Genomic DNA, 19083 nt, shown 5'->3' with positions numbered 1-19083 from the left:
TTACGCACCCCGGCGGTGTTCTGCGTACGCGTGCCGTCTGCGGGCCGGCTGGGAACTCGACTAGCCTGTGATCGTGAGATTCGCACACATCGCAGGATCAGACAACGACGTCCCCGTGCTCGCGCTCGTCGTCGACGGACGCGCCCACCCGCTCGACTCGCTCGTCGACGACGCCCCCTCGCAGCTCGGCGAGCTCATCGACCGGGGAGAGGCGGAGCTCGCCCGCATCGCCGCGGCCCCCGTCGACGCGGACTCGCCGTCCGCCGTCCCCCTGGATCGCGCACGCCTGGCCTCGGCGGTCCTCCGCCCCCCGCAGGTGATCGCCGTCGGGCTGAACTACACGGCACACTCGAGCGAGCTGAACCTCGCCACCGACGCCGCGCCCACGCTGTTCTCCCTCTGGCCGAACTCGCTGAGCGGGCACGACGCGACGACGAGCTGGCCGGCGTCGCTGACCTCGCAGGTCGACTACGAGGCCGAGCTCGGCGTCATCATCGGAACGGCGGCGAAGGACGTGACCGAGGCCGAGGCGCTCGACCACGTCTTCGGCTACACCGTGGTCAACGACATCACGGCCAGGGACATCCAGTACTCCGAGGCGCAGTGGTCGCGCTGCAAGTCCTTCGACGGCTTCACCCCGACCGGGCCGGTCGTCGTCACCGCCGACGAGATCCCCGACCCGCAGGCGCTGCGCATCCGGACCGTCCTCGACGGGGACGTCATGCAGGACGCGGGAACCGATCTCATGGTGCGCGGCGTGGCCACGCTCGTCGCACGGCTGTCGCGCTCGACGACGCTGCTGCCGGGCACGCTCATCTCGACGGGGAGCCCCGGCGGTGCGGGCTACTCACGCGACCCGCAGGTGTTCCTCACCGACGGAGCCACCGTGACGGTGTCGATCGACGCGATCGGTGAGCTCACCACCCACTGCCGCGTCCTCGGCGACGCGTCGGACGAGGACGCGCCGGGCACCACCCACGCCTGACCCCCGCCGGGTCCCGGTCGCCGCGGGGACGTCCGCGCCCTCGCTCAGACGATGATCGGCAGCGTCCCCGTGGCGGCGGTCAGCCCCGACAGCCGCTCGGGGCTCAGCTGCTTCTCGACCTCCGCCCGCGACATCAGCTCCGCCTCGACGACAAGATCGGCGATGTTGCGGTGCGTCAGCAGGGCGGTCTTGGCCAGGGCGGCCGCGGCCGAGTAGCCGATGAACGGCGTCAGCGCGGTGATGACCCCGACCGAGCTGCCGACCATGAGCTCGAGCCGCTCCTCATTCGCCTGGATGCCCTCGACGCAGTTGACCCTCAGGGTGAGGCAGGCGTTCGCCATCCAGGTGATGCTCTGCAGCAGGGAGTGGGCGATGACCGGCTCGAAGGCGTTGAGCTGCAGCTGTCCGGCCTCCGCCGCCATCGTCACCGTCATGTCCGCGCCGACGACGGAGAACGCGACCTGGTTCACCACCTCCGGGATCACCGGGTTGACCTTGCCCGGCATGATGCTCGACCCCGCCTGCTTGGGCGGAAGGATGATCTCGCCCAGCCCGGCCTGGGGGCCGCTGGAGAGCAGCCGCAGGTCGTTGCAGATCTTCGACAGCTTGATCGCCGACCGCTTGAGCGTGCCGCTGAACGACATGAAGCCGCCCGCGTCGCTCGTCGACTCGATCAGGTCGGGGGCCGTGACCAGCTCGCGCCCGGTGATGGCGCTGAGGATCTCGACCACGGTCGTGGCGTAGCGGGGGTCGGCGGTGATGCCCGTCCCGATCGCCGTCGCGCCCAGGTTGATCTCGGCGAGCAGGTGCCTGGCCTCGCCCAGCCGCTCGAGATCCTCCCCCAGCGTCGTGGCGAAACCGTGGAACTCCTGGCCGAGGGTCATCGGCACGGCGTCCTGCAACTGGGTCCTGCCGACCTTGAGGACGTTGCGGAACTCGACCCCCTTCGCCGCGAACGCCCGCTGCAGCAGCTCCAGCTGTTCCAGCAGCTCGGTGAGGCTGGAGGCGAGGGCGATCTTCAACGAGGTCGGGTAGACGTCGTTCGTGCTCTGGCTGCGGTTGGTGTGGTCGATGGGCGACAGGAAGGCGTAGTCGCCCTTGGGCCGACCGGCCAGCTCCAGGGCGACGTTGGTGATCACCTCGTTGGCGTTCATGTTCGTCGACGTGCCCGCCCCGCCCTGGATCACCCCGACGACGAACTGGTCGTGGTGGTGGCCGTCGATGATCCGCTGGCACGCCGCGTCGATCAACTCCGCCGTGTCCGGGCTCAGTGCGCCGAGGCGCTCGTTCGCCCTCGCCGCCGCCTGCTTGACCTGCGCCAGGGCGACGACCAGGCTCGGGTACACCGAGATGGGCCGCGTCGTGATCGGGAAGTTCTCGAGCGCCCGCGTGGTGTGGATCCCCCAGTAGGCGTCGGCCGGCACCTCCAGGCTGCCCAGCGAGTCGGATTCGGTGCGGGTGGGGCCGGAATGGGTCATGACGCCTCTCAGACAGAACGATGGTGGAGCATCGGCAACGGATTCGTCTTCGTCGGCGGCACCGTTGCCCGACCGTTCCAGCCTAGCGCGACGCGGGTGGGCGTTTGCGGGAGAACGCCTCGCGCCGTGCAGACGGGTCCAGCGCCTCCATGCGTCGGATGAAGGCCTCGTCGAAGGTGTCCCACGTCGCGAAGTCGCCGACGGGGACGACCTGGTGCACCGTCGTGTCCGCGTACACATGGACGAGCGTGTACGACCGTCCGCCGTCCATGCCGTTCATCCGCTCCGGCGGCACGGCGAGGTTCATCGTGTAACAGCTCGCCGCCGCCACAGACACCGGGATGCCGGCGAAGGAGGCGTGGCTGGCGTAGTGCAGGTGACCGGCGAGGATCACCCTGACGTCGCTTCCGGCGAGCACCCGGGCGAGCCGGTCCTGACGCTCCAGCTCGAGCAGCTGGAACAGCGGCTGCGGGCTCGGGATCGGCGGGTGGTGCATCATCAGCACGGAGCCCTCGGGCGCCGGCTCGGCGAGCACGCCGGCGAGCCACTCCAGCTGGGCGTCGTCGACGGCGCCGTGGTGGTACCCCGGCACGGTGGAGTCCAGGGTGATCAGGCGCAGTCCGCCGCTCAGGGCGACCGAGTCGACGGGGGCGTCCCCTCCCGCATCGTCCAGGAGGTGCCGCCGGAACGGCGCGCGCTCGTCGTGGTTGCCCATGACCCAGTGCACCGTCGCGCCGAGCCGGTCCGCGACCGGCTCGACCGCCGCCCGCAGGGCGAGGTAGGCCTCCTCCTCGCCGAGGTCGGCGAGGTCACCGGTGAACACGAGGGCGCTGACGTCGAGACCGCTGCGCTCCACCTGGGCGAGGGTGGTCGGCAGCTGCGCGGCGCAGTCGATGCTGCCACCGAGCCTGGCGCCGCCGGCGAGCAGGTGCGGGTCGCTGAGGTGGACGATGGTCTGCCCCGGGGCGGGGTACTGGCCCAGCTGAACTGCCGACATGCGGCGAGTGTACCCAGAGCCCCGCGCCGGTCGGCTGACCGACGCGGGGCTCCGCGCGAGACGGTGGGGACGCCGGAGGCGTCAGCCGATGAGCGCCTCGATGGGGCCGCGCGCGAAGTACACCACGAAGCCGGCGGCGACCACCCACAGCAGCGGGCTGATGGTGCGCACCCGCCCGGCGAAGGCGTGCAGGACCACCCAGGTGATGAAGCCCGCGCCGATGCCGTTCGCGATCGAGTAGCTCAGCGGCATGACCGTCACCGTGACGAACACGGGCAGTGCGACGGCGAAGTCGCTCCACTCGATGTCGCGGATCTGCGCCATCATCATGGCACCGACGATGACGAGCGCAGCGGAGGCGACCTCGCTCGGGACGACCTGCGTCAACGGCGTGAGGAACATCGACAGCGCGAACAGCAGGGCGGTGACCAGGTTGGCGAAGCCCGTGCGGGCGCCCTCGCCGATGCCGGCACCCGACTCGACGAACACCGTGCTCGAGGACGAGGACGTGGCGCCTCCGGCGATCGCGCCGACGCCCTCCACGACCAGCGCCGAGCGCAGGCGGGGGAAGTCGCCCTTCGCGTCCGCCACGCCGGCCTCCTTCGACAGCCCCGTCATCGTTCCCATCGCGTCGAAGAAGTTCGTGAAGACGAGCGTGAACACGAGCATGAGGGCGGCCAGGACGCCGATGCGGCCGAAGGCGCCGACCGGGTCGAACTGGCCGAGCAGGCTGAGGTCGGGGATGCTGACGATCTCGGTCGGCAGAACGGGGACGGACAGGTTCCAGCCGTTCGGGTTCTCGCCGCCGTTCGACGGGCCCGCGTGGAAGATGGCCTCCGCGATGATCGCGAGGACCGTCGAGATGAGGATGCCGAAGAACAGACCGCCGCGGACCTTCCGCGCGACGAGCACGCCCGTGATCAGCAGCGACACCACGAAGACGATCGTCGGAACGGTCGCCACGCTGCCCTCGATGCCGAGCCCGACCGGGGGCGAGGACGTCCCCGTCGCACGGACGAAGCCGGCGTTGACGAAGCCGATGAAGGCGATGAACATGCCGATGCCGACCGAGATGGCGATCTTCAGCTGGATCGGGACGGCGTTGAAGATGAGCGCGCGCAGCCCCGTCGCCGCCAGGAGCACGATGATGATGCCGTTGACGACGACGAGCCCCATGGCCTCGGCCCAGGTGACCTGCCCCACCACGCTGACCGCGAGGAACGAGTTGATGCCCAGACCGGCCGCGAAACCGAACGGCAGCCGGGCGACCAGGCCGAACAGCGCCGTCATGAGCGCGGCGGTGAACGCCGTCGCCGCCGCCACCGGCGCGAAGCCGAGCTGTGCGCCGTCCACGTCGGCCGAGCCGGAGAGGATGATCGGGTTCAGGATCACGATGTACGCCATCGTGACGAAGGTCACGAGACCACCGCGGACCTCCGTCCCGAACGACGAGCCGCGCTCGCTGATGCCGAAGTAGCTGTCGATGCGCTGCGGGAGCGTCCGGGTGGGGGTCGCCGACACGGCTGATCCTCTCGATCGGTGAAGGGGGAACCCGCACAGTCTATTACCAGGTGGATCTGGCAAGGGCGTACCGTGGTCGAGGTGCCCGTCGGCGCCAGTCCCCACCCACGAACGGAAACCACGGCACACCCATGACCTCACCCTGGACGCTGCACGGCAACGGCCGCGATGTCGCCAGCAGCGACATCGTCGCCCCCGACGAACGCCTGAGCTGGCCCCGGACGATCGGGCTGGGCATGCAGCACGTCGTCGCCATGTTCGGCGCGACGTTCCTCGTCCCCGCTCTGACCGGCCTCTCCCCCACGGCGACGCTGTTCTTCTCCGGGCTCGGGACCATCCTCTTCCAGCTGATCACCCGCAACCGGATGCCGAGCTACCTCGGCTCGTCCTTCGCGTTCCTCGCACCCATCGCCGCGGCCACCGCGAGCGGCGAGCTGGGCGGCGCGCAGTTCGGCATCCTCGCCGTCGGGGTGCTGCTCGCCCTCATCGGCGTCGTCACCCAGCTGGTCGGCACACGCTGGATCGACGTGCTCATGCCGCCGGTCGTCGCCGGGGCCATCGTCGCGCTCATCGGCTTCAACCTGGCGCCGACCGCGATCGAGAAGTACACCGATGCCCCAGTCACCGCCACGGTCACCCTCGCGGCGATCGTCGTCAGCGCCGTGCTGTTCCGCGGCATCCTCGGCCGGCTCTCCATCCTGCTCGGTGTCCTCATCGGCTACGGCGTGGCGGTGCTGCGCGGCGAGGTCGACTTCACCCGGATCGCCGAGGCCCCGCTGCTCGGCCTGCCGGCGTTCACCGCCCCGGGCAACCCCGTCGCCGATCCGGCGCTCTGGGGGCTGCTGCCCGCGTTCATCCCCGTCGTGCTCGTCCTGGTCGCCGAGAACGTCGGCCACATCCGCTCCGTCGCGCAGATGACCGGTCGGCCGGAGACGAACCGCCTCACCGGGCGGGCCCTGCTCGCGGACGGCGTCGCGACCGTGCTCGCCGGCGCCGGGGGCGGGGCGGGGACGACCACCTACGGCGAGAACATCGGCGTGATGGCGGCGACGCGCATCTACTCGACCGCCGCCTACTGGGTCGCGGGCGGCTTCGCGCTGCTGCTGAGCTTCTCCCCCCTCGTCGGCGCGGTCATCAACTCGATCCCCGCCGGGGTGCTCGGCGGGACGACGACCGCGCTGTACGGGCTCATCGGCATCATCGGCGTGAAGATCTGGCTCGACAACGACGTGGACTTCCGCCGGCCGGTGATGCAGATGACCGCCTCGGTCGCCCTCATCGTCGGCATCGCCAACCCCAGCCTCGTCATCGGGACGCTGGAGTTCAACGGGATCGCCCTCGGCACGATCGCCGCCGTCGTCGTCTACCACGTGATGAGCCTGATCGGCCGCTGGCGCGGCACCGACTGAGCGCCCGCCCGTCGCCACGGTGGCACGGAGATGAGAGTTCTCTCATCGCCGTGCCATCGTCGTCTCATCCACGGTCGAGAGCCTGAACCCGTGCCGCAGTCGGCGGCGCAGGAAGAGGTGTCCCGACCATGCGCGCAGCCCTGTACTCGCACGACTCGGTCGGGCTCGGCCACGTCAGACGCAATCTCGCCCTCGCCGGAGCCCTCGCCACGTCCGACGACGGCGAGCGCGTCGGCGGACTCGTCATCACCTCGCAGCCCTCCGCGACCGTCGCCGGTACGCCCGGGGGGTGGGACTGGCTGGTGCTTCCGGGCATCCGGCCCTCCAGCGACGGCTACGCCGCACGCGACCTAGACCTCGAGCCACCGGCCGTCGCCCGGCTGCGCGGAGCGCTTGTGGCCTCGGCGCTGGAGGAGTACCGCCCCGAGCTGCTCATCGTCGACCGGCACCCCTTCGGCGCGTCCGGCGAGCTGAGGGACACGATCGAGCGCCTGCGGCGGCAGCCGGACGCCCCCCGCATCGTCCTGGGCCTGCGCGACGTGCTGGACGAGCCGCGACGGGCGACGGCCGAGTGGGAGGACGCAGGGGGCGCCGGCCGGGTCGCCGACGCCGTCGACGAGGTCTGGGTGTACGGCGACCCCGCCGTCCACGACCCGGTCGCCTCAGGCGAGATTCCCGCCGAGCTCGCCGAGAAGGTGAGCTTCACCGGGTACCTCTCCCTCGGCAGGCGGAGCGCGTGGACGCCGCAACGGCGCGACCCCTTCGTCCTCACCATGGTGGGGGGCGGCTCCGACGGCGCCTCCCTGGCCGGGACCGTCGCGACGATCGCGCCGCCGCGCGGGGTGCGCAGCCTCATCGTCACCGGCCCGCAGATGCCGAGCGAGCACGTCGAGCATCTGCGGCGGATCGCCGTCGCGGGGGTGGACGTGGTCCGGCAGGTCCCCGACGCGCTCGCCCTCGTCCAGCGCGCGGAGGCGGTCGTGTGCATGGCCGGCTACAACTCGCTGGCCGAGGTGATGAGCACCCGCGTCCCCGCGCTGGTCGTCCCCCGTCACCAGCGCAGGCAGGAGCAGCGGATCAGGGCGGCGGCGCTGGCCAGGCACGGCGTCGTGGCCGCGCTCGACCCGGAGGAGGCGGACCGCGGTGCCATCCGTCGGTGGCTCCACGGAGCGGTCGGGCGCCGGGTCGACCGCACCGGGCTCCGCCGCGACGGGCTGGCGGTCGTACCCTCGCTCGCGCGCGGCCTGGTCGCCGGACACCCGGACGGCCGGAGGGGACTCCCCCTCGACGCCGCGACGACCGCGGACAACGGCACCCCATCAACCGGACCGACCACACGAGAGGCCACAGCCCATGTTCGTTGACACCACGGCCCCCACCGCAGCGGACGGCAGCGTCCGCACCACGGAGGGCACCCCGCGCATCGGATATGTCGTCAAGGTGTACCCGCGATTCTCGGAGACCTTCGTGGTGACCGAGATCCTGGCGCGTGAGCGCCGCGGCGAACGCCTGACGGTCTTCGCCCTGCGCCCCACCACCGACGGCCACTTCCACGCGGAGCTCGCGGAGGTCGCCGCCCCCGTCGTCCACCTGCAGCGGCCCGGATCCCGGGCGGCGCTCTGGCAGGCACTGGCGGAGGCCAGGCGACGCGGTGCGCGGATGGAGGACGTCATCGACGAGCTGCTCGCGGCGGAGGTCGACGACGCCGTGCAGGCGTGCCTGCTCGCCGCCGAGGTGATCACCGGGCGGATCACCCACCTGCACGCCCACTTCGCCACGGCGGCGGGACGGGTGGCACGCCTCGCAGCGGCGATGACGGGCATCGGGTACTCCGTGACCGCCCACGCCAAGGACATCTACCACCGCGACGTGGACAGGGGCGTGCTGCGCACGCTGATCGCGGACGCCCACCACGTCGTCACGGTCAGCGACGTGAACCTGCGCCACCTGCGCGCGCTGGCCCCTGAGCACGCCGCGCGGATCCACCGCGTGTACAACGGGGTCGACTCCGAGCGGTTCCCCTTCCGGGAGGAGCCGGCCGGAACCGGGGACGCGCTCCACGTGGTCGCCGTCGGACGCCTGGTCGAGAAGAAGGGCTTCGAGGTGCTGATCGAGGCGGCGAGGATCGCCGGGGAGGCCGGCCTCGATCTCCGGGTCGACATCGTCGGCGAGGGCGAGCGGCGTGAGTCCCTGCAGGCCCAGATCCGGCGCTCGGGGCTCGAGGGACGCGTCCGGCTGCTCGGCGCCAGGACCCAGGACGGCGTGAGGGAGCTGCTCACCCGCGCGGACGTCTTCGCCGCGCCGAGCGTCGAGGGGGCCGACGGGAACATCGACGGCCTGCCGACGGTGCTTCTCGAGGCGATGGCGCTCGGGGTGCCGGCCGTGTCCACCACCGTGGCCGGCATCCCCGAGGCGATCGACGACGGCGTGCACGGGCTGCTCGTGGCCGAGGCCGACCCGCACGCGCTCGGCGACGCCCTCCGGCGGCTCGCCGACGACCCGCACCTCGGTCGACGGCTCGCCGTGTCGGCCAGGGACCGGGTCGTGACCCGATTCGCGACGAGCAGGCAGGCGGAACGACTGGCCGCGCTCGTGACCGACGGCGCCCCCACCGTCCACGTCTCCCCTGACGGCGCCCCCGCGATCGACGGCGCCCCCGCGACGGCCGCGTCCTCCCCCGTCCGAGCCGAGGGGGTGCTCCGATGACCCGGATCGCCTACATCGTCGCGGACCCGGGGATCCCCGTGTTCGGGCGCAAGGGGGCGAGCGTTCACGTCCAGGCGATCGTCCGCGCCGCTAGGGCCCGCGGCCACGAGGTCCACGTCTTCGCCGCCAGCAGAGGAGACGACGTGCCCTCCGACCTCGCCGAGCTCCCGGTGAGCGTCGAACCGGTCGGCTCGGCCCCCGCCGAGCGGCGCGAGCGCGCGCAGCGGACCGCGGCCGAGCGGCTCGCGGACGCGGCCGTCCGGTGGGGGCCCGACGTCGTCTACGAGCGTCTCAGCCTGTTCTCGACGGCGGGCGCCCGCGCGGCCGCGGGAGCATCCGCGCGCCTCATCGTCGAGGTGAACTCCCCGCTCGTCGAGGAGCAGGCCCGACACCGCGTCCTCGTCGACGAGGAGGGTGCCCTCGCCGACGTCGCCGCAACGCTCGCCGCCGCCGACACGGTCATCGCCGTGTCAGCCCCGGTCGCGGCGTGGGCGGTTCGACGCGGCGCGGACCCGGCACGGACCCGGGTCGTCCCCAACGGCGTCGACCCGGCCCGATTCGTCCCCGCCGACCCCGCTGCCGCCCCTCCGACCGGCCGCGGCGAGGGGCGACGGCCCATCACCGTCGGCTTCGTCGGGACGCTCAAGCCGTGGCACGGCACGCAGACCCTCGTCGACGCACTCGCCCTCGCCAGGAATGCCGGAGCCGACCTCACCCTCCGCGTGGTCGGCGACGGGCCCGAACGCCGGGAGCTGAGCCGGCGCGCGGACGCGGCCGGTGTTCCGGCCGTGTTCACGGGCTCCCTCGCACCGGAGGACGTACCGAAGGAGTACGCGCTCATGGACATCGCGACGGCGCCGTACCCCGCCGAGGCGGACGACTACTTCTCCCCCCTCAAGGTCGTCGAGTACCTCGCCGCCGGCGTGCCGGTCGTGGCGAGCCGCGTCGGACAGATCCCCCGGCTCATCGACGGCTGCGGCGTCCTCGTGCCGCCGGGCGACCCGGCCGCGCTCGCCACCGCACTGAGCGACCTCGCCGCCGATCCGGAACGCCGAACCGCGCTCGCCACGGCGGGCCGCGCGCGGGCGGTGGAGCGCCACTCCTGGGACGGCGTCCTCGAGGCGAGCCTGGCACCGTCGACGTCTCCGGCCCCCGCCGCAACGCGGGTCGCGTCATGAGCCGCCGCACGCCTCGGCCGGCCGGGCCGCTGCGCCGCACGGTCGAGACGCTCCGTCCCCAGCTGAACGGCAACAGGGCGCTGATGGCCGGGGGGCTGGCCGCGCTGCTGCTCGAGGTCGCCCTGCGCGTGCTCGAGCCGTGGCCGATCAAGTTCGCCGTCGACGCGGTCTCCGCCCGCCTCGGGGCCGACCTGGGCGCGGCGGGCGGCGCGCCCCAGGCCAGCGTCGGGCTGCTGCTCGGCTGCGGGATCGGCCTGCTCGGGCTCGCCGTCCTGCGGGCGCTCGCCGGCTACCTCTCGACCGTCGCCTTCGCGATCGCCGGCTCCCGCGTGGCCACCGCGCTGCGCGCCCGGGTCTTCGCGCACGTGCAGGCGCTGTCCGTCCGCCACCACGCGGGGACCGCCCTGGGCGACACCGTCCAACGCCTCGTCGCCGACATCGGCCGCGTGCAGGAGGTCGCCGTCACGGCGGGGCTCCCCCTCGTCGGCAACGTGCTCACGCTCGTCGTGCTCACCGTGGTCATGGCGCTGCTCGACCCGATCCTCGCCGTCGTCGTACTCGCCAGCTGCGGCGTGTACCTCCTGTTCGCCCGACGCAGCTCACGCGAGATCACGCTCAGCTCCCGGGCGACCCGCCGCGGAGAGGGGGCGCTGGCGAGCACGGCGTCGGAGTCGATCGCCGCGATCGGGGTGGTGCAGAGCTTCGGGCTGGAGTCGACCGTCGCCGGGCGCTTCACCGCGGGGAACGTCCAGGCGCTGACCGAGGGCGTCAAGGCGAAGCGCCTCTCCGCCGCGCTGGAGCGGCGCACCGACGTGCTCGTCGGCGTGTCCACGGCCGTCGTTCTCACCGTCGGGGCGATCCAGGTCATGCGCGGCTCCATGACGCCGGGCGATCTGGTCATTTTCCTGATGTACCTGAAGATCGCGCTCAAGCCCCTCAAGGACCTGGCCAAGTACCAGGGCCGGATCGCCCGAGCGGCGGCGAGTGGCGAGCGCGTCGCCGACCTGCTCGACGAGGACCCCGAGATCGTGGACAAAAACCCCGAAGGCCACATGCCTTCCGTCGCCGGGCGAATCGAGCTGGACGGGGTCCGGGTGAGGGACGGCCGCGGAGCGCTCGTGTTCGACGCGCTCTCGCTGACGATCCCCGCCGGCCAGACCGTCGCCGTCGTCGGCCCGTCCGGGGCGGGGAAGTCGACGCTGGCGGCACTGCTGTCGCGCCTGCAGGACCCGGAGAGCGGGAGGATCCTCCTCGACGGCCGGCCGCTGGACGATCTGCCGCTGCGCGGCGTGCGCGGCAGCATCGCGGTCGTCCACCAGGAGGCGGTGCTGTTCCACGGGAGCATCCTGGAGAACATCCGACACGGGCGCCTGGACGCCAGCGACGAGGAGGTGGCCTCGGCCGCCAGGGCGGCGGAGGCCGACGGCTTCATCCGGGCGCTCCCCGACGGCTACCTCACCGAGATCGGCGAGCGCGGCGCCACCCTCTCCGGCGGTCAGCGGCAGCGCATCGCGATCGCGCGGGCCCTGCTCAGGGACGCGCCGATCGTCGTCCTCGACGAGGCGACGACGGGGCTCGACCCGCAGTCGCGAACGCTCGTGCGCGCCGCACTGCGCCGCCTCGGCGCGGGCAGGACGACACTGGCGATCACCCATGACGCGGAGCAGCTGGCCGGCGCCGACCGGGTCATCTGGCTCGCCGACGGCGACGTCCAGGAGGACGGGACCCCCGCCGAGCTCGCCGCCGACCCGGGCAGCCGCCTCGCGGGCTGGCTCCGTGCCCACGCCGCCGAGACGGGCGCCGACGCAGGCGACCGGGACGACACGACGGAGGAGGTGGCGACGCGATGACCCCCGCAGCGACCGTCTCCCCCGACGTGACGGGCATCCCCTCCGGGCACCGGCTGCTGGACGAGGCGGGCCGCGCCGAACTGCTCGGGGCGGACGTCACCGTCGCCCGGCTGCGGTTCAAACCACGCCACGCGATCGTGATGGCCCTGCACGGCGAGCACGGCCCCCGGCTCCTCCAGGCGTACGCGGACCCGGTGAAGGCGGCGAAGACCCGCCTCCTGGCCCGCGAGCACGGCATCCTGCTGACCGAGCCGGCCGCGGGCGTGCTCGTCGGCCCCGCCGGCAGCGACCGGGTGCTCGCCCGCCTGCTGCACCGCGTCGGGCTCGACGCCGGCGGCACGGCAGGCACGGACGGCGCCGTTCCGACGTCGAGGGTCGCGCACCGCGAGCCCGCACTGCTGAAGCACAACCCGCTCCGGCGCCTCGTGATGAGCGCTCCGCGACACCGCGTCGCCGGCGACACGGACTCCGCCACCCCGGTCGTGGCGAAGCTCATGCGGCACACCGCTGCGGCCGGACCGCGGCTGCACGCGGCGCTCGCGGCGGCTGCAGTCCCCGTCCTCCCCCTCGACGAGCACCGCATCGGACGGCACGGCGTCGTCCAGCACTCGCCGTACTGGGGCGACGGGTCCTCACCCGATGCTCGTGCCCTCGGGCTGCGGGACGGCTCGGCGGGGGCCCCGGCGACGCCGGGATCGGATGAGCTCCGTGCCGCGCTCGCCGACGCCCTCCACCGCGTGCACGCCGCCGGAGACACGCTGCCGGCGCTCAGCGGCCGCGATCCGGCCGCCATCGCGCGAACCGCGGTCGACGCGATCAGGGCGATCGCCCCCTCGGCCGCCGACGCCGCGCACCACATCGCCGCGCGGGCCCTCGACGCGATCGCCCGCGAGGACACGGACCGGCTCGTCCCGATCCACGGCGACCTCTCGCCCGACCAGCTGCTCAGGGAGGGAACGGAGCTGCGGCTCATCGACTGGGACCGCTGCCGGAGGGGCACGGTCGCAGAGGAGCTCGGCGGGCTGCAGTCGGCCGTTGTCAGCACGAGCCTCCTCGCACACCGCTCGCTCGTCCCGGGGGCCGTCGCCGGCCCCGAGGCGCTGCACGCGCTGAGCGGGCTGACGACGACGGCCCTCGCCCCCGCCGCCCTCGGGGGGTGGATCGCGCTGGGTCTGCTCGCCCGCGCGGTCGAGCCGTTCCGCGGCCAGCTGCCGGAGGCGGCACGGCTGCTCCACGACCACGTCCACGCCGCAGAGGAGGCCATGGAATGACCACGATCACAGCACCGGTGACGGTGCCGGACGAGCTCGAGCACGAGGGGTCCCGCTATCGGGTGACCCGGGCCTGGCCGCACCGTCGCGGCCTCGCGGTCGAGCTGAGACGGCACGGGCCCGACCGGGCGGGAAACGACCACGGCGCCCCGACCGGGCCGATCCACGCCGGACTCCTGCACCGGGGAGGCGACGTCGAGGTGTACCCGCACGGCGAGGACCCCGGCCTGCCCGCGCTCGCCGGCGTCACGGGCCGTCTGCTGTCGCACCGGGCCGGGCGGCGTGCCGTCCTCGACGACGGCGAGCGCTTCGTCAAGGTCGTCCGCCCCGGCACCGCGGGGAGGGTTCTCGACGGCGCCGGACGCGCCGCGCCGCTCGGCTCCGGCTACCTGCTGCCGCGGCACCGCATCCTGGGCGACGGCGTCGTGGCCATCGAGCGCGTGCCCGGTCGTCCCCTGATCAGTACCGCGCACGACGCGGAGTCCTGGGCTCGGGCCTGGCAGCTCTGGGAGTCGGCCGACGCCGCCGTGGCCGACGCACCGGGCGCGTCCCCGGCGGACGCGAGCGGCGCGGCACCGCGGGGAGGGCAGGGCGCGCGTCCCGCCGAGCCGCCGGCCACCACCGTTCACGACGTGGCCGCGGAGGTGGCCGTGCTCGACGGCTGGGCGGCGAGGATCCGCACGACGCTCGGCACCGATCTCGCCGCCGAGGCGGCCGTCACCGCGGTCACGGAGCGGCTCCGCGCGGGGGCCGACGACGACGGCCCCGCCGTTCCCGCGCACAGGGACCTCCACGACGGGCAGCTCCTCGTGTCCGCCCGGGCCGTGGCCCTCATCGACCTGGACACGGCGTGCCACGCCCCGGCCGGGCTGGACCTGGGGAACCTGCTCGCCCACATGACCATGCACCGGACGACCGGGCTGCTGAGCGACGACGGGCACGCCCGCGCGGCCGCCGCGATCCGACGCCGTGCCGAGGCCCGTGGCGTGGGCGCCCGACGACTGGCAGAGTGGGAGCGCGCCGCACTGGCCCGGCTGGGACTGGTCTTCGCCGTCAGGCCGGGGTCGCAGCGCCTGGCCGCCCGGCTTCGTCGGCTGTCACGGGAAGGAGCGACCGCATGACCCCCCGCACCCGCGGTGTCCTCGGCATTGTGCTCGTCGCCGTCCTCGGGCTGGCCGCCGTGACGTGGGGCGCGCTGAGCATCGCGCAGGCGTTCGATCCTCCCCGCCCCGAGCAGACCGTCCTCGAGGAGCCCGTCGTCATCGGCAGCGCGCCGCCGTCCGCTCCGGCGACGACGCCGGACGCCGATCCCTCGCCCTCGCAGGGAACGGCCGACGGCCAGGGCTCGCCCGGTGACGGGTCTGCCGGGTCCACGGGGACGCCAGCGCAGCCGGACACGGTGCAGCCCCCGCCGACGGAGGTCGACGACGACGGGGACGACGACACGGACGACGACGACCGGGATGACGACGGGGACGACGACACGGACGACTGACGGTGTCTGTCCCGCTCGGCAGCCGCGACGCACGGCCCGACAGGGACAGACGCGCCCCGGCCGGCCCTGGCCGGACCCGACTCACTCCCCCGCGCGGTACCCCAGTCCCCGCACCGTGGCGATAACCCCGGCGCCGAGCTTGTTGCGCACGTACCGCACGTACACGTCGACCACGTTCGAGCCGGGGTCGAAGTCGATGCCCCACACCCTGCTGAGCAGCTGCTCGCGCGACAGCGCCTGACCGCGGTGCCGGAACAGCTCCTCGGCGAGCGCGAACTCCCTGGCCGACAGTTCGACGTCCCTCCCTGCCACGCTCGCCCTCCGGGCGCGCAGGTCGAGACGGACGTCGCCGAGCTCCAGCACGGCCGCGTCGCCGTGGTGCTCGCGCAGCCGCACCCTGACCCTGGCCAGCAGCTCGTCAAAGCGGAACGGCTTGGCGATGTAGTCCGATGCGCCGAGCTCCAGACCGGTCACGGTGTCCTGCACCCCCGTCCTCGCGGTCACGATGATCGCCGGAGTGCTGATGCCCTCACGACGGACCTGGCCGAGGACGTCGAAGCCGTTCAGCTCGGGCAGGCCCACGTCGAGCAGCACCAGGTCGTGTGCGCCGCGCCTGAGCTCGGCCAGTGCGGCGGTGCCCGTCGACACCGTCGACACCTCGTACCCGTTCTGCCGCAGCCCCTTGGCGACGAAGGCGACGATGCGCTCCTCGTCCTCCGCGATCAGGATCCTCACCATCGTTCCGCACTCCCCTCCGGCCCCGGGTGTCCCGTGCCGTCTCCCTCCGCCTCGCCCGCGGTCCCGCCGGGCCCGGCGACGGGGATGACGATCAGGAAGGTCGAGCCGAGACCCTCCGCGCTGTCGAGCAGGACGGCACCGCCGTGCTGCACGGCGATGGCCTGCACGATCGCGAGGCCGAGGCCGGAGCCGTCGACGCCCCGGCCCGCGTGGGCACGGCCGAACCTCTCGAAGATGCGCTCCCTCGCCTCGCGCGGGACCCCCGGCCCCCTGTCGGAGACGGAGAGCTCGGCGCGGTCGCCGACGATCCGCGCGGACAGCGTGATCGTCGTGCCCTCCGGCGCGTACTTCGCCGCGTTGTCCGCCAGCTGGAGCCACGCTTGAAGGATCCGCTGGCCGTCGGCGACGACGACGCCCTCGTCGACCCGCGCGAGCTCCCAGCGGTGGCCGGCGTAGGCCTGCACCCGGCTGAGCAGCCGCTCCGTGAGCACGGGCAGGCTCACCTCGGTGAGCGTCAGCCCGGGGGACTCGACGTCGGCCAGCAGGGCGATGTCGTCGATGAGCAGCGCCATCCGGTCCAGCTCCTCGGTGGCCAGCTCCATGACCTCGGCCACCTCGGACGGGTCGGCCGGGTCGAGGACCTCGATGTTCCCCCTCACGATCGTGATCGGCGTCTTCAGTTCGTGTCTGACGTCGTCGAGCAGCCGTCTCCTGGCGTGGAAGGAGTCCTCGAGGCGCTCGATCATCCCGTTGACGGTCCGGGTGAGCTCGCCCAGGTCGTCCCTGGCGCCCACGGGGATGCGCTCGGACAGGTCGCTCGCCGTGATCCGTGACGCCGACTCCTGCAGCAGGCGCAACGGTCGGAGCACCCGACCCGCGACGATGAGCCCCACGACGAGCACGGCGACGACGACGAACAGGCTGACCCAGGTGTAGCTGCGCATCGTCTCGCCGAGGTCGGCGAGCTCGGCCTCGAGGTCGACCGCGGCGAGGTACGCCCCCGTCCCCTCCGCGCCGTCGATCGTGATGGGGACGACGAGGTACCTGAGCGTGCCGAAGGACGACTCGGTCGTGCCGATCGCCACCACGCCACGCTCGGCGACGCCGCCGGCGAGGGCGACGAGCGCGGGGTCGTCGGCGAGGGCGAGGGCCGCTCCGATGCCGGGGGCGTAGCGCGCCACGCCGTCGACGATGCCGAGGGCGCCCTCGAAGTTGTCCGGCTGCACCTGCTGGACCGCCTGCCGAACGGCCTCGTCGACGTCGGAGAAGCGCGGCTCCGTCTCGCTGGGTGTCACGGTCCCCGTTCCGGGCGACGACGGCGTCGGCTGGACGCCCTCGATGACGGCCCGGACGCTCTCCACCCTGATGTGCAGCTCGGCGTCCACCTGGGCGAGGATGCGTTCGCGCTGCAGCAGGTAGACCGTCGTCCCCGCGACGGCGAGGCCGAGCGCCGTGACGATGAGCATCGCCATGACGATGCGCATCCGCACGGAGACGGCCGGCGCGCGGCTGAGGAGTCGTCTGGCGGCGCTCATGGACTCGATTATCCCGGAAAGCCGGCGCCGCACCGCCGCCCGCGCGCCCGAGGGTCCGCGCCGGGCGTGACGGCGTGCACCGCTCTGCGCCGCGGGCCGGCGACCCGGGGCGCGCTCAGGCGCCGTGCAGGGCGGGGACGATGAGGTAGATGCCGAACAGCACGGCTCCGGCGCAGAGCCCGAAGCACGCGTAGGCGGTCAGACGGGCGAGGCGCTTCTGCCCCGCGGTCAGCGGGTTCTTGCGCGCGGCCTTCTCGGCCTTGCGCTCCGCCTTGCGCGCCTCGGCCGGCGACAGGACGGTGATCGCGTCGGTGAACTCGGCGGGGGCGACGACCGGCACCCTGCCGCCGCGGATCAGCATCCGCACGCCGAGCGCGTACAGGCCGACGACGACGATCGCCGCGGTCATCGCCCACACCAGGACGGACAGGAACGCGACCCAGTCGACGCCGACACCCGCCGCCGCGGCGGCCGCGAGCACGGCACCTGCCGTCACCGCACTGGTCACCGTGTTCACTTGTCGTCCCCCGTCGTCGTGGCGTCGGAGTCGGGCAGCGCCCCGCCCCCGCGCTGTCGTCCCGTCTCCGTCTCCGTGCCTGGCGAGCCCGCCGTCTGGCGCACGCGGTCGCGGCGCTTCACCTTCTTTTCCGGCTCGGTGATCCGGACGGCGTGGCCGGAGTCGGCCACATCGCTCATCGCGTTGTGGGCCCCCACCTCGTCGCGACGCGACCACAGGTAGATGAACAGGATCACGCCGACACCGACCACGGCGTCCGCGATCACGCCGACCGTGCCCAGCTGCGCGACGAGCGCGGCGAGTGCGCCGACCGCTCCGGCCGCGGGGAGCGTCATCAGCCAGCCCAGCCCGATCCTGCCCACGGTGCCCCAGCGGATCTCGGATCCGCGCCGGCCCAGGCCGGAGCCGATGACGGAGCCGGAGGCGACCTGGGTGGTCGACAGCGCGAATCCGACGTGGCTGGAGGCGAGGATGGTGGCGGCCGTGCTCGCCTCGGCGGCGAAGCCCTGCGCCGGCTTGACCTCGGTGAGACCGCGGCCGAGGGTCTTGATGATGCGCCAGCCGCCGATGTACGTGCCCAGGGCGATGGCGAGCGCGCAGACCGTGACGACCCAGAGCTGCGGACCCGTCCCCGCGTCCTGCATCCCGACCGCGACGAGGGTGAGCGTGATGACGCCCATCGTCTTCTGCGCGTCGTTCGTCCCGTGGGCGAGCGCCACGAGCGAGGAGGTGAAGATCTGTCCGTAGCGGAACCCGGAGCGGCCGTCGGGCTTCTTGTCGTACCTCCTGGTCAGCCCGTAGGCGAGCTTGGTGACGACGAAGGCGATCAGCCCGGCGGTGAAGGGGGCGATGAGCGCGGGCAGGATGATCTTGGACAGCAGCACTCCCCCGTCGATCGCGCCGACGCCGAAGCCGACGAGGGCGGCGCCGATGAGGCCGCCGAACAGGGCGTGCGAGGAGCTGGAGGGCAGGCCGAGCAGCCAGGTGAGCATGTTCCACACGATCGCGCCGATGAGCCCGGCGAAGATCATCTCCGGCGAGATGAGCACGCCGCCGGAGCCCTCCTTGATGAGGCCGCCGGAGATGGTCTTGGCGACCTCCGTCGACAGGAACGCCCCGACCAGGTTGAGGACGGCGGCGAGCGCCACCGCGACCTTCGGCTTGAGCGCGCCGGTCGCGATGGGCGTCGCCATCGCGTTGGCCGTGTCATGGAAGCCGTTGGTGAAGTCGAAGAACAGCGCGAGCGCGATGACGAGTACAACGAGGTAGGTGATGTCCACCGGGCGACGTCTCCAGGTTGGCCCGCGGCGAACGCCTCACGAGAACGCAATGTTCACGCGCTGTTCGACGTGGGGAGGTTGCCAGAGCCCCTGGCGTATTGATACTTCCACCAGCCGCATGGC

Annotated in this window: 16 protein-coding genes; 9 read left to right on the top strand and 7 right to left on the bottom strand. The window is 73.1% G+C overall.

Annotated features, from left to right (window positions below; genetic code table 11):
• The first annotated feature begins 73 nt into the window (after window positions 1–73).
• On the top strand, window positions 74–985 hold the full coding sequence (locus FM119_RS12200; RefSeq protein WP_087138447.1) for a fumarylacetoacetate hydrolase family protein: 912 nt from the start codon (window positions 74–76) through the stop codon (window positions 983–985).
• 44 nt (window positions 986–1029) lie between these two features.
• Here FM119_RS12200 and FM119_RS12195 read toward each other — a convergent pair whose 3' ends face one another.
• From FM119_RS12195 to FM119_RS12185, 3 genes are all read right to left on the bottom strand, one after another.
• On the bottom strand, window positions 1030–2463 hold the full coding sequence (locus FM119_RS12195; RefSeq protein WP_087138428.1) for an aspartate ammonia-lyase: 1434 nt from the start codon (window positions 2461–2463) through the stop codon (window positions 1030–1032).
• An 82-nt stretch (window positions 2464–2545) separates the two neighbouring features.
• Window positions 2546–3460 (bottom strand): metallophosphoesterase, encoded by a 915-nt coding sequence (locus tag FM119_RS12190; protein WP_087138427.1) that lies wholly within the window; start codon window positions 3458–3460, stop codon window positions 2546–2548.
• An 81-nt stretch (window positions 3461–3541) separates the two neighbouring features.
• On the bottom strand, window positions 3542–4981 hold the full coding sequence (locus tag FM119_RS12185; protein WP_087138426.1) for an NCS2 family permease: 1440 nt from the start codon (window positions 4979–4981) through the stop codon (window positions 3542–3544).
• A gap of 131 nt (window positions 4982–5112) precedes the next feature.
• Here FM119_RS12185 and FM119_RS12180 point away from each other — a divergent pair, with 131 nt between their 5' ends.
• The 8 genes from FM119_RS12180 (at window position 5113) to FM119_RS12145 (ending at window position 14890) form a co-directional block, all read left to right on the top strand.
• The gene (locus FM119_RS12180; protein WP_087138425.1) at window positions 5113–6390 is read left to right on the top strand and encodes a uracil-xanthine permease family protein; all 1278 of its coding nucleotides are present in this window, start codon (window positions 5113–5115) and stop codon (window positions 6388–6390) included.
• A gap of 128 nt (window positions 6391–6518) precedes the next feature.
• The gene (locus FM119_RS12175; protein WP_087138424.1) at window positions 6519–7754 is read left to right on the top strand and encodes a glycosyltransferase family protein; all 1236 of its coding nucleotides are present in this window, start codon (window positions 6519–6521) and stop codon (window positions 7752–7754) included.
• Window positions 7744–9096 (top strand): glycosyltransferase, encoded by a 1353-nt coding sequence (locus FM119_RS12170; protein WP_087138423.1) that lies wholly within the window; start codon window positions 7744–7746, stop codon window positions 9094–9096. The genes FM119_RS12175 and FM119_RS12170 overlap by 11 nt, the downstream gene beginning before the upstream one ends.
• Window positions 9093–10274 (top strand): glycosyltransferase family 4 protein, encoded by a 1182-nt coding sequence (locus FM119_RS12165; RefSeq protein ID WP_087138422.1) that lies wholly within the window; start codon window positions 9093–9095, stop codon window positions 10272–10274. Before FM119_RS12170 ends, FM119_RS12165 begins: the two co-directional genes overlap by 4 nt.
• Window positions 10271–12124 carry an ABC transporter ATP-binding protein gene (locus FM119_RS12160; RefSeq protein ID WP_087138421.1) on the top strand — a complete coding sequence of 618 codons (1854 nt, stop codon included), beginning with the start codon at window positions 10271–10273 and terminating at the stop codon, window positions 12122–12124. The genes FM119_RS12165 and FM119_RS12160 overlap by 4 nt, the downstream gene beginning before the upstream one ends.
• Complete coding sequence (locus tag FM119_RS12155; RefSeq protein WP_087138420.1) at window positions 12121–13395, top strand: protein kinase family protein; 1275 nt, start codon at window positions 12121–12123, stop codon at window positions 13393–13395. The genes FM119_RS12160 and FM119_RS12155 overlap by 4 nt, the downstream gene beginning before the upstream one ends.
• Window positions 13392–14516, top strand: coding sequence for a phosphotransferase (locus FM119_RS12150; RefSeq protein WP_087138419.1), 1125 nt, complete (start codon window positions 13392–13394; stop codon window positions 14514–14516). The genes FM119_RS12155 and FM119_RS12150 overlap by 4 nt, the downstream gene beginning before the upstream one ends.
• Window positions 14513–14890, top strand: coding sequence for a superantigen-like protein SSL4 (locus FM119_RS12145; RefSeq protein WP_087138418.1), 378 nt, complete (start codon window positions 14513–14515; stop codon window positions 14888–14890). Before FM119_RS12150 ends, FM119_RS12145 begins: the two co-directional genes overlap by 4 nt.
• Window positions 14891–14971: 81 nt before the next feature.
• Here FM119_RS12145 and FM119_RS12140 read toward each other — a convergent pair whose 3' ends face one another.
• The 4 genes from FM119_RS12140 to FM119_RS12125 all read right to left on the bottom strand — a co-directional run bounded on the left by FM119_RS12140 (window position 14972) and on the right by FM119_RS12125 (window position 18960).
• Window positions 14972–15628, bottom strand: a complete 657-nt coding sequence (locus FM119_RS12140; protein WP_087138417.1) for a response regulator transcription factor — start codon at window positions 15626–15628, stop codon at window positions 14972–14974.
• On the bottom strand, window positions 15622–17163 hold the full coding sequence (locus FM119_RS12135) for a sensor histidine kinase (RefSeq protein WP_087138416.1): 1542 nt from the start codon (window positions 17161–17163) through the stop codon (window positions 15622–15624). The genes FM119_RS12140 and FM119_RS12135 overlap by 7 nt, the downstream gene beginning before the upstream one ends.
• A gap of 115 nt (window positions 17164–17278) precedes the next feature.
• Window positions 17279–17572, bottom strand: coding sequence for a peptidase (locus FM119_RS12130; protein ID WP_087138446.1), 294 nt, complete (start codon window positions 17570–17572; stop codon window positions 17279–17281).
• 104 nt (window positions 17573–17676) lie between these two features.
• On the bottom strand, window positions 17677–18960 hold the full coding sequence (locus FM119_RS12125; RefSeq protein WP_087138415.1) for an inorganic phosphate transporter: 1284 nt from the start codon (window positions 18958–18960) through the stop codon (window positions 17677–17679).
• Window positions 18961–19083 lie beyond the last annotated feature (123 nt).

Source organism: Mycetocola reblochoni REB411 (genome assembly GCF_900163835.1).
Taxonomy (GTDB): domain Bacteria; phylum Actinomycetota; class Actinomycetes; order Actinomycetales; family Microbacteriaceae; genus Mycetocola_B; species Mycetocola_B reblochoni.
This window is presented reverse-complemented; position numbering and strand designations above follow the sequence as displayed.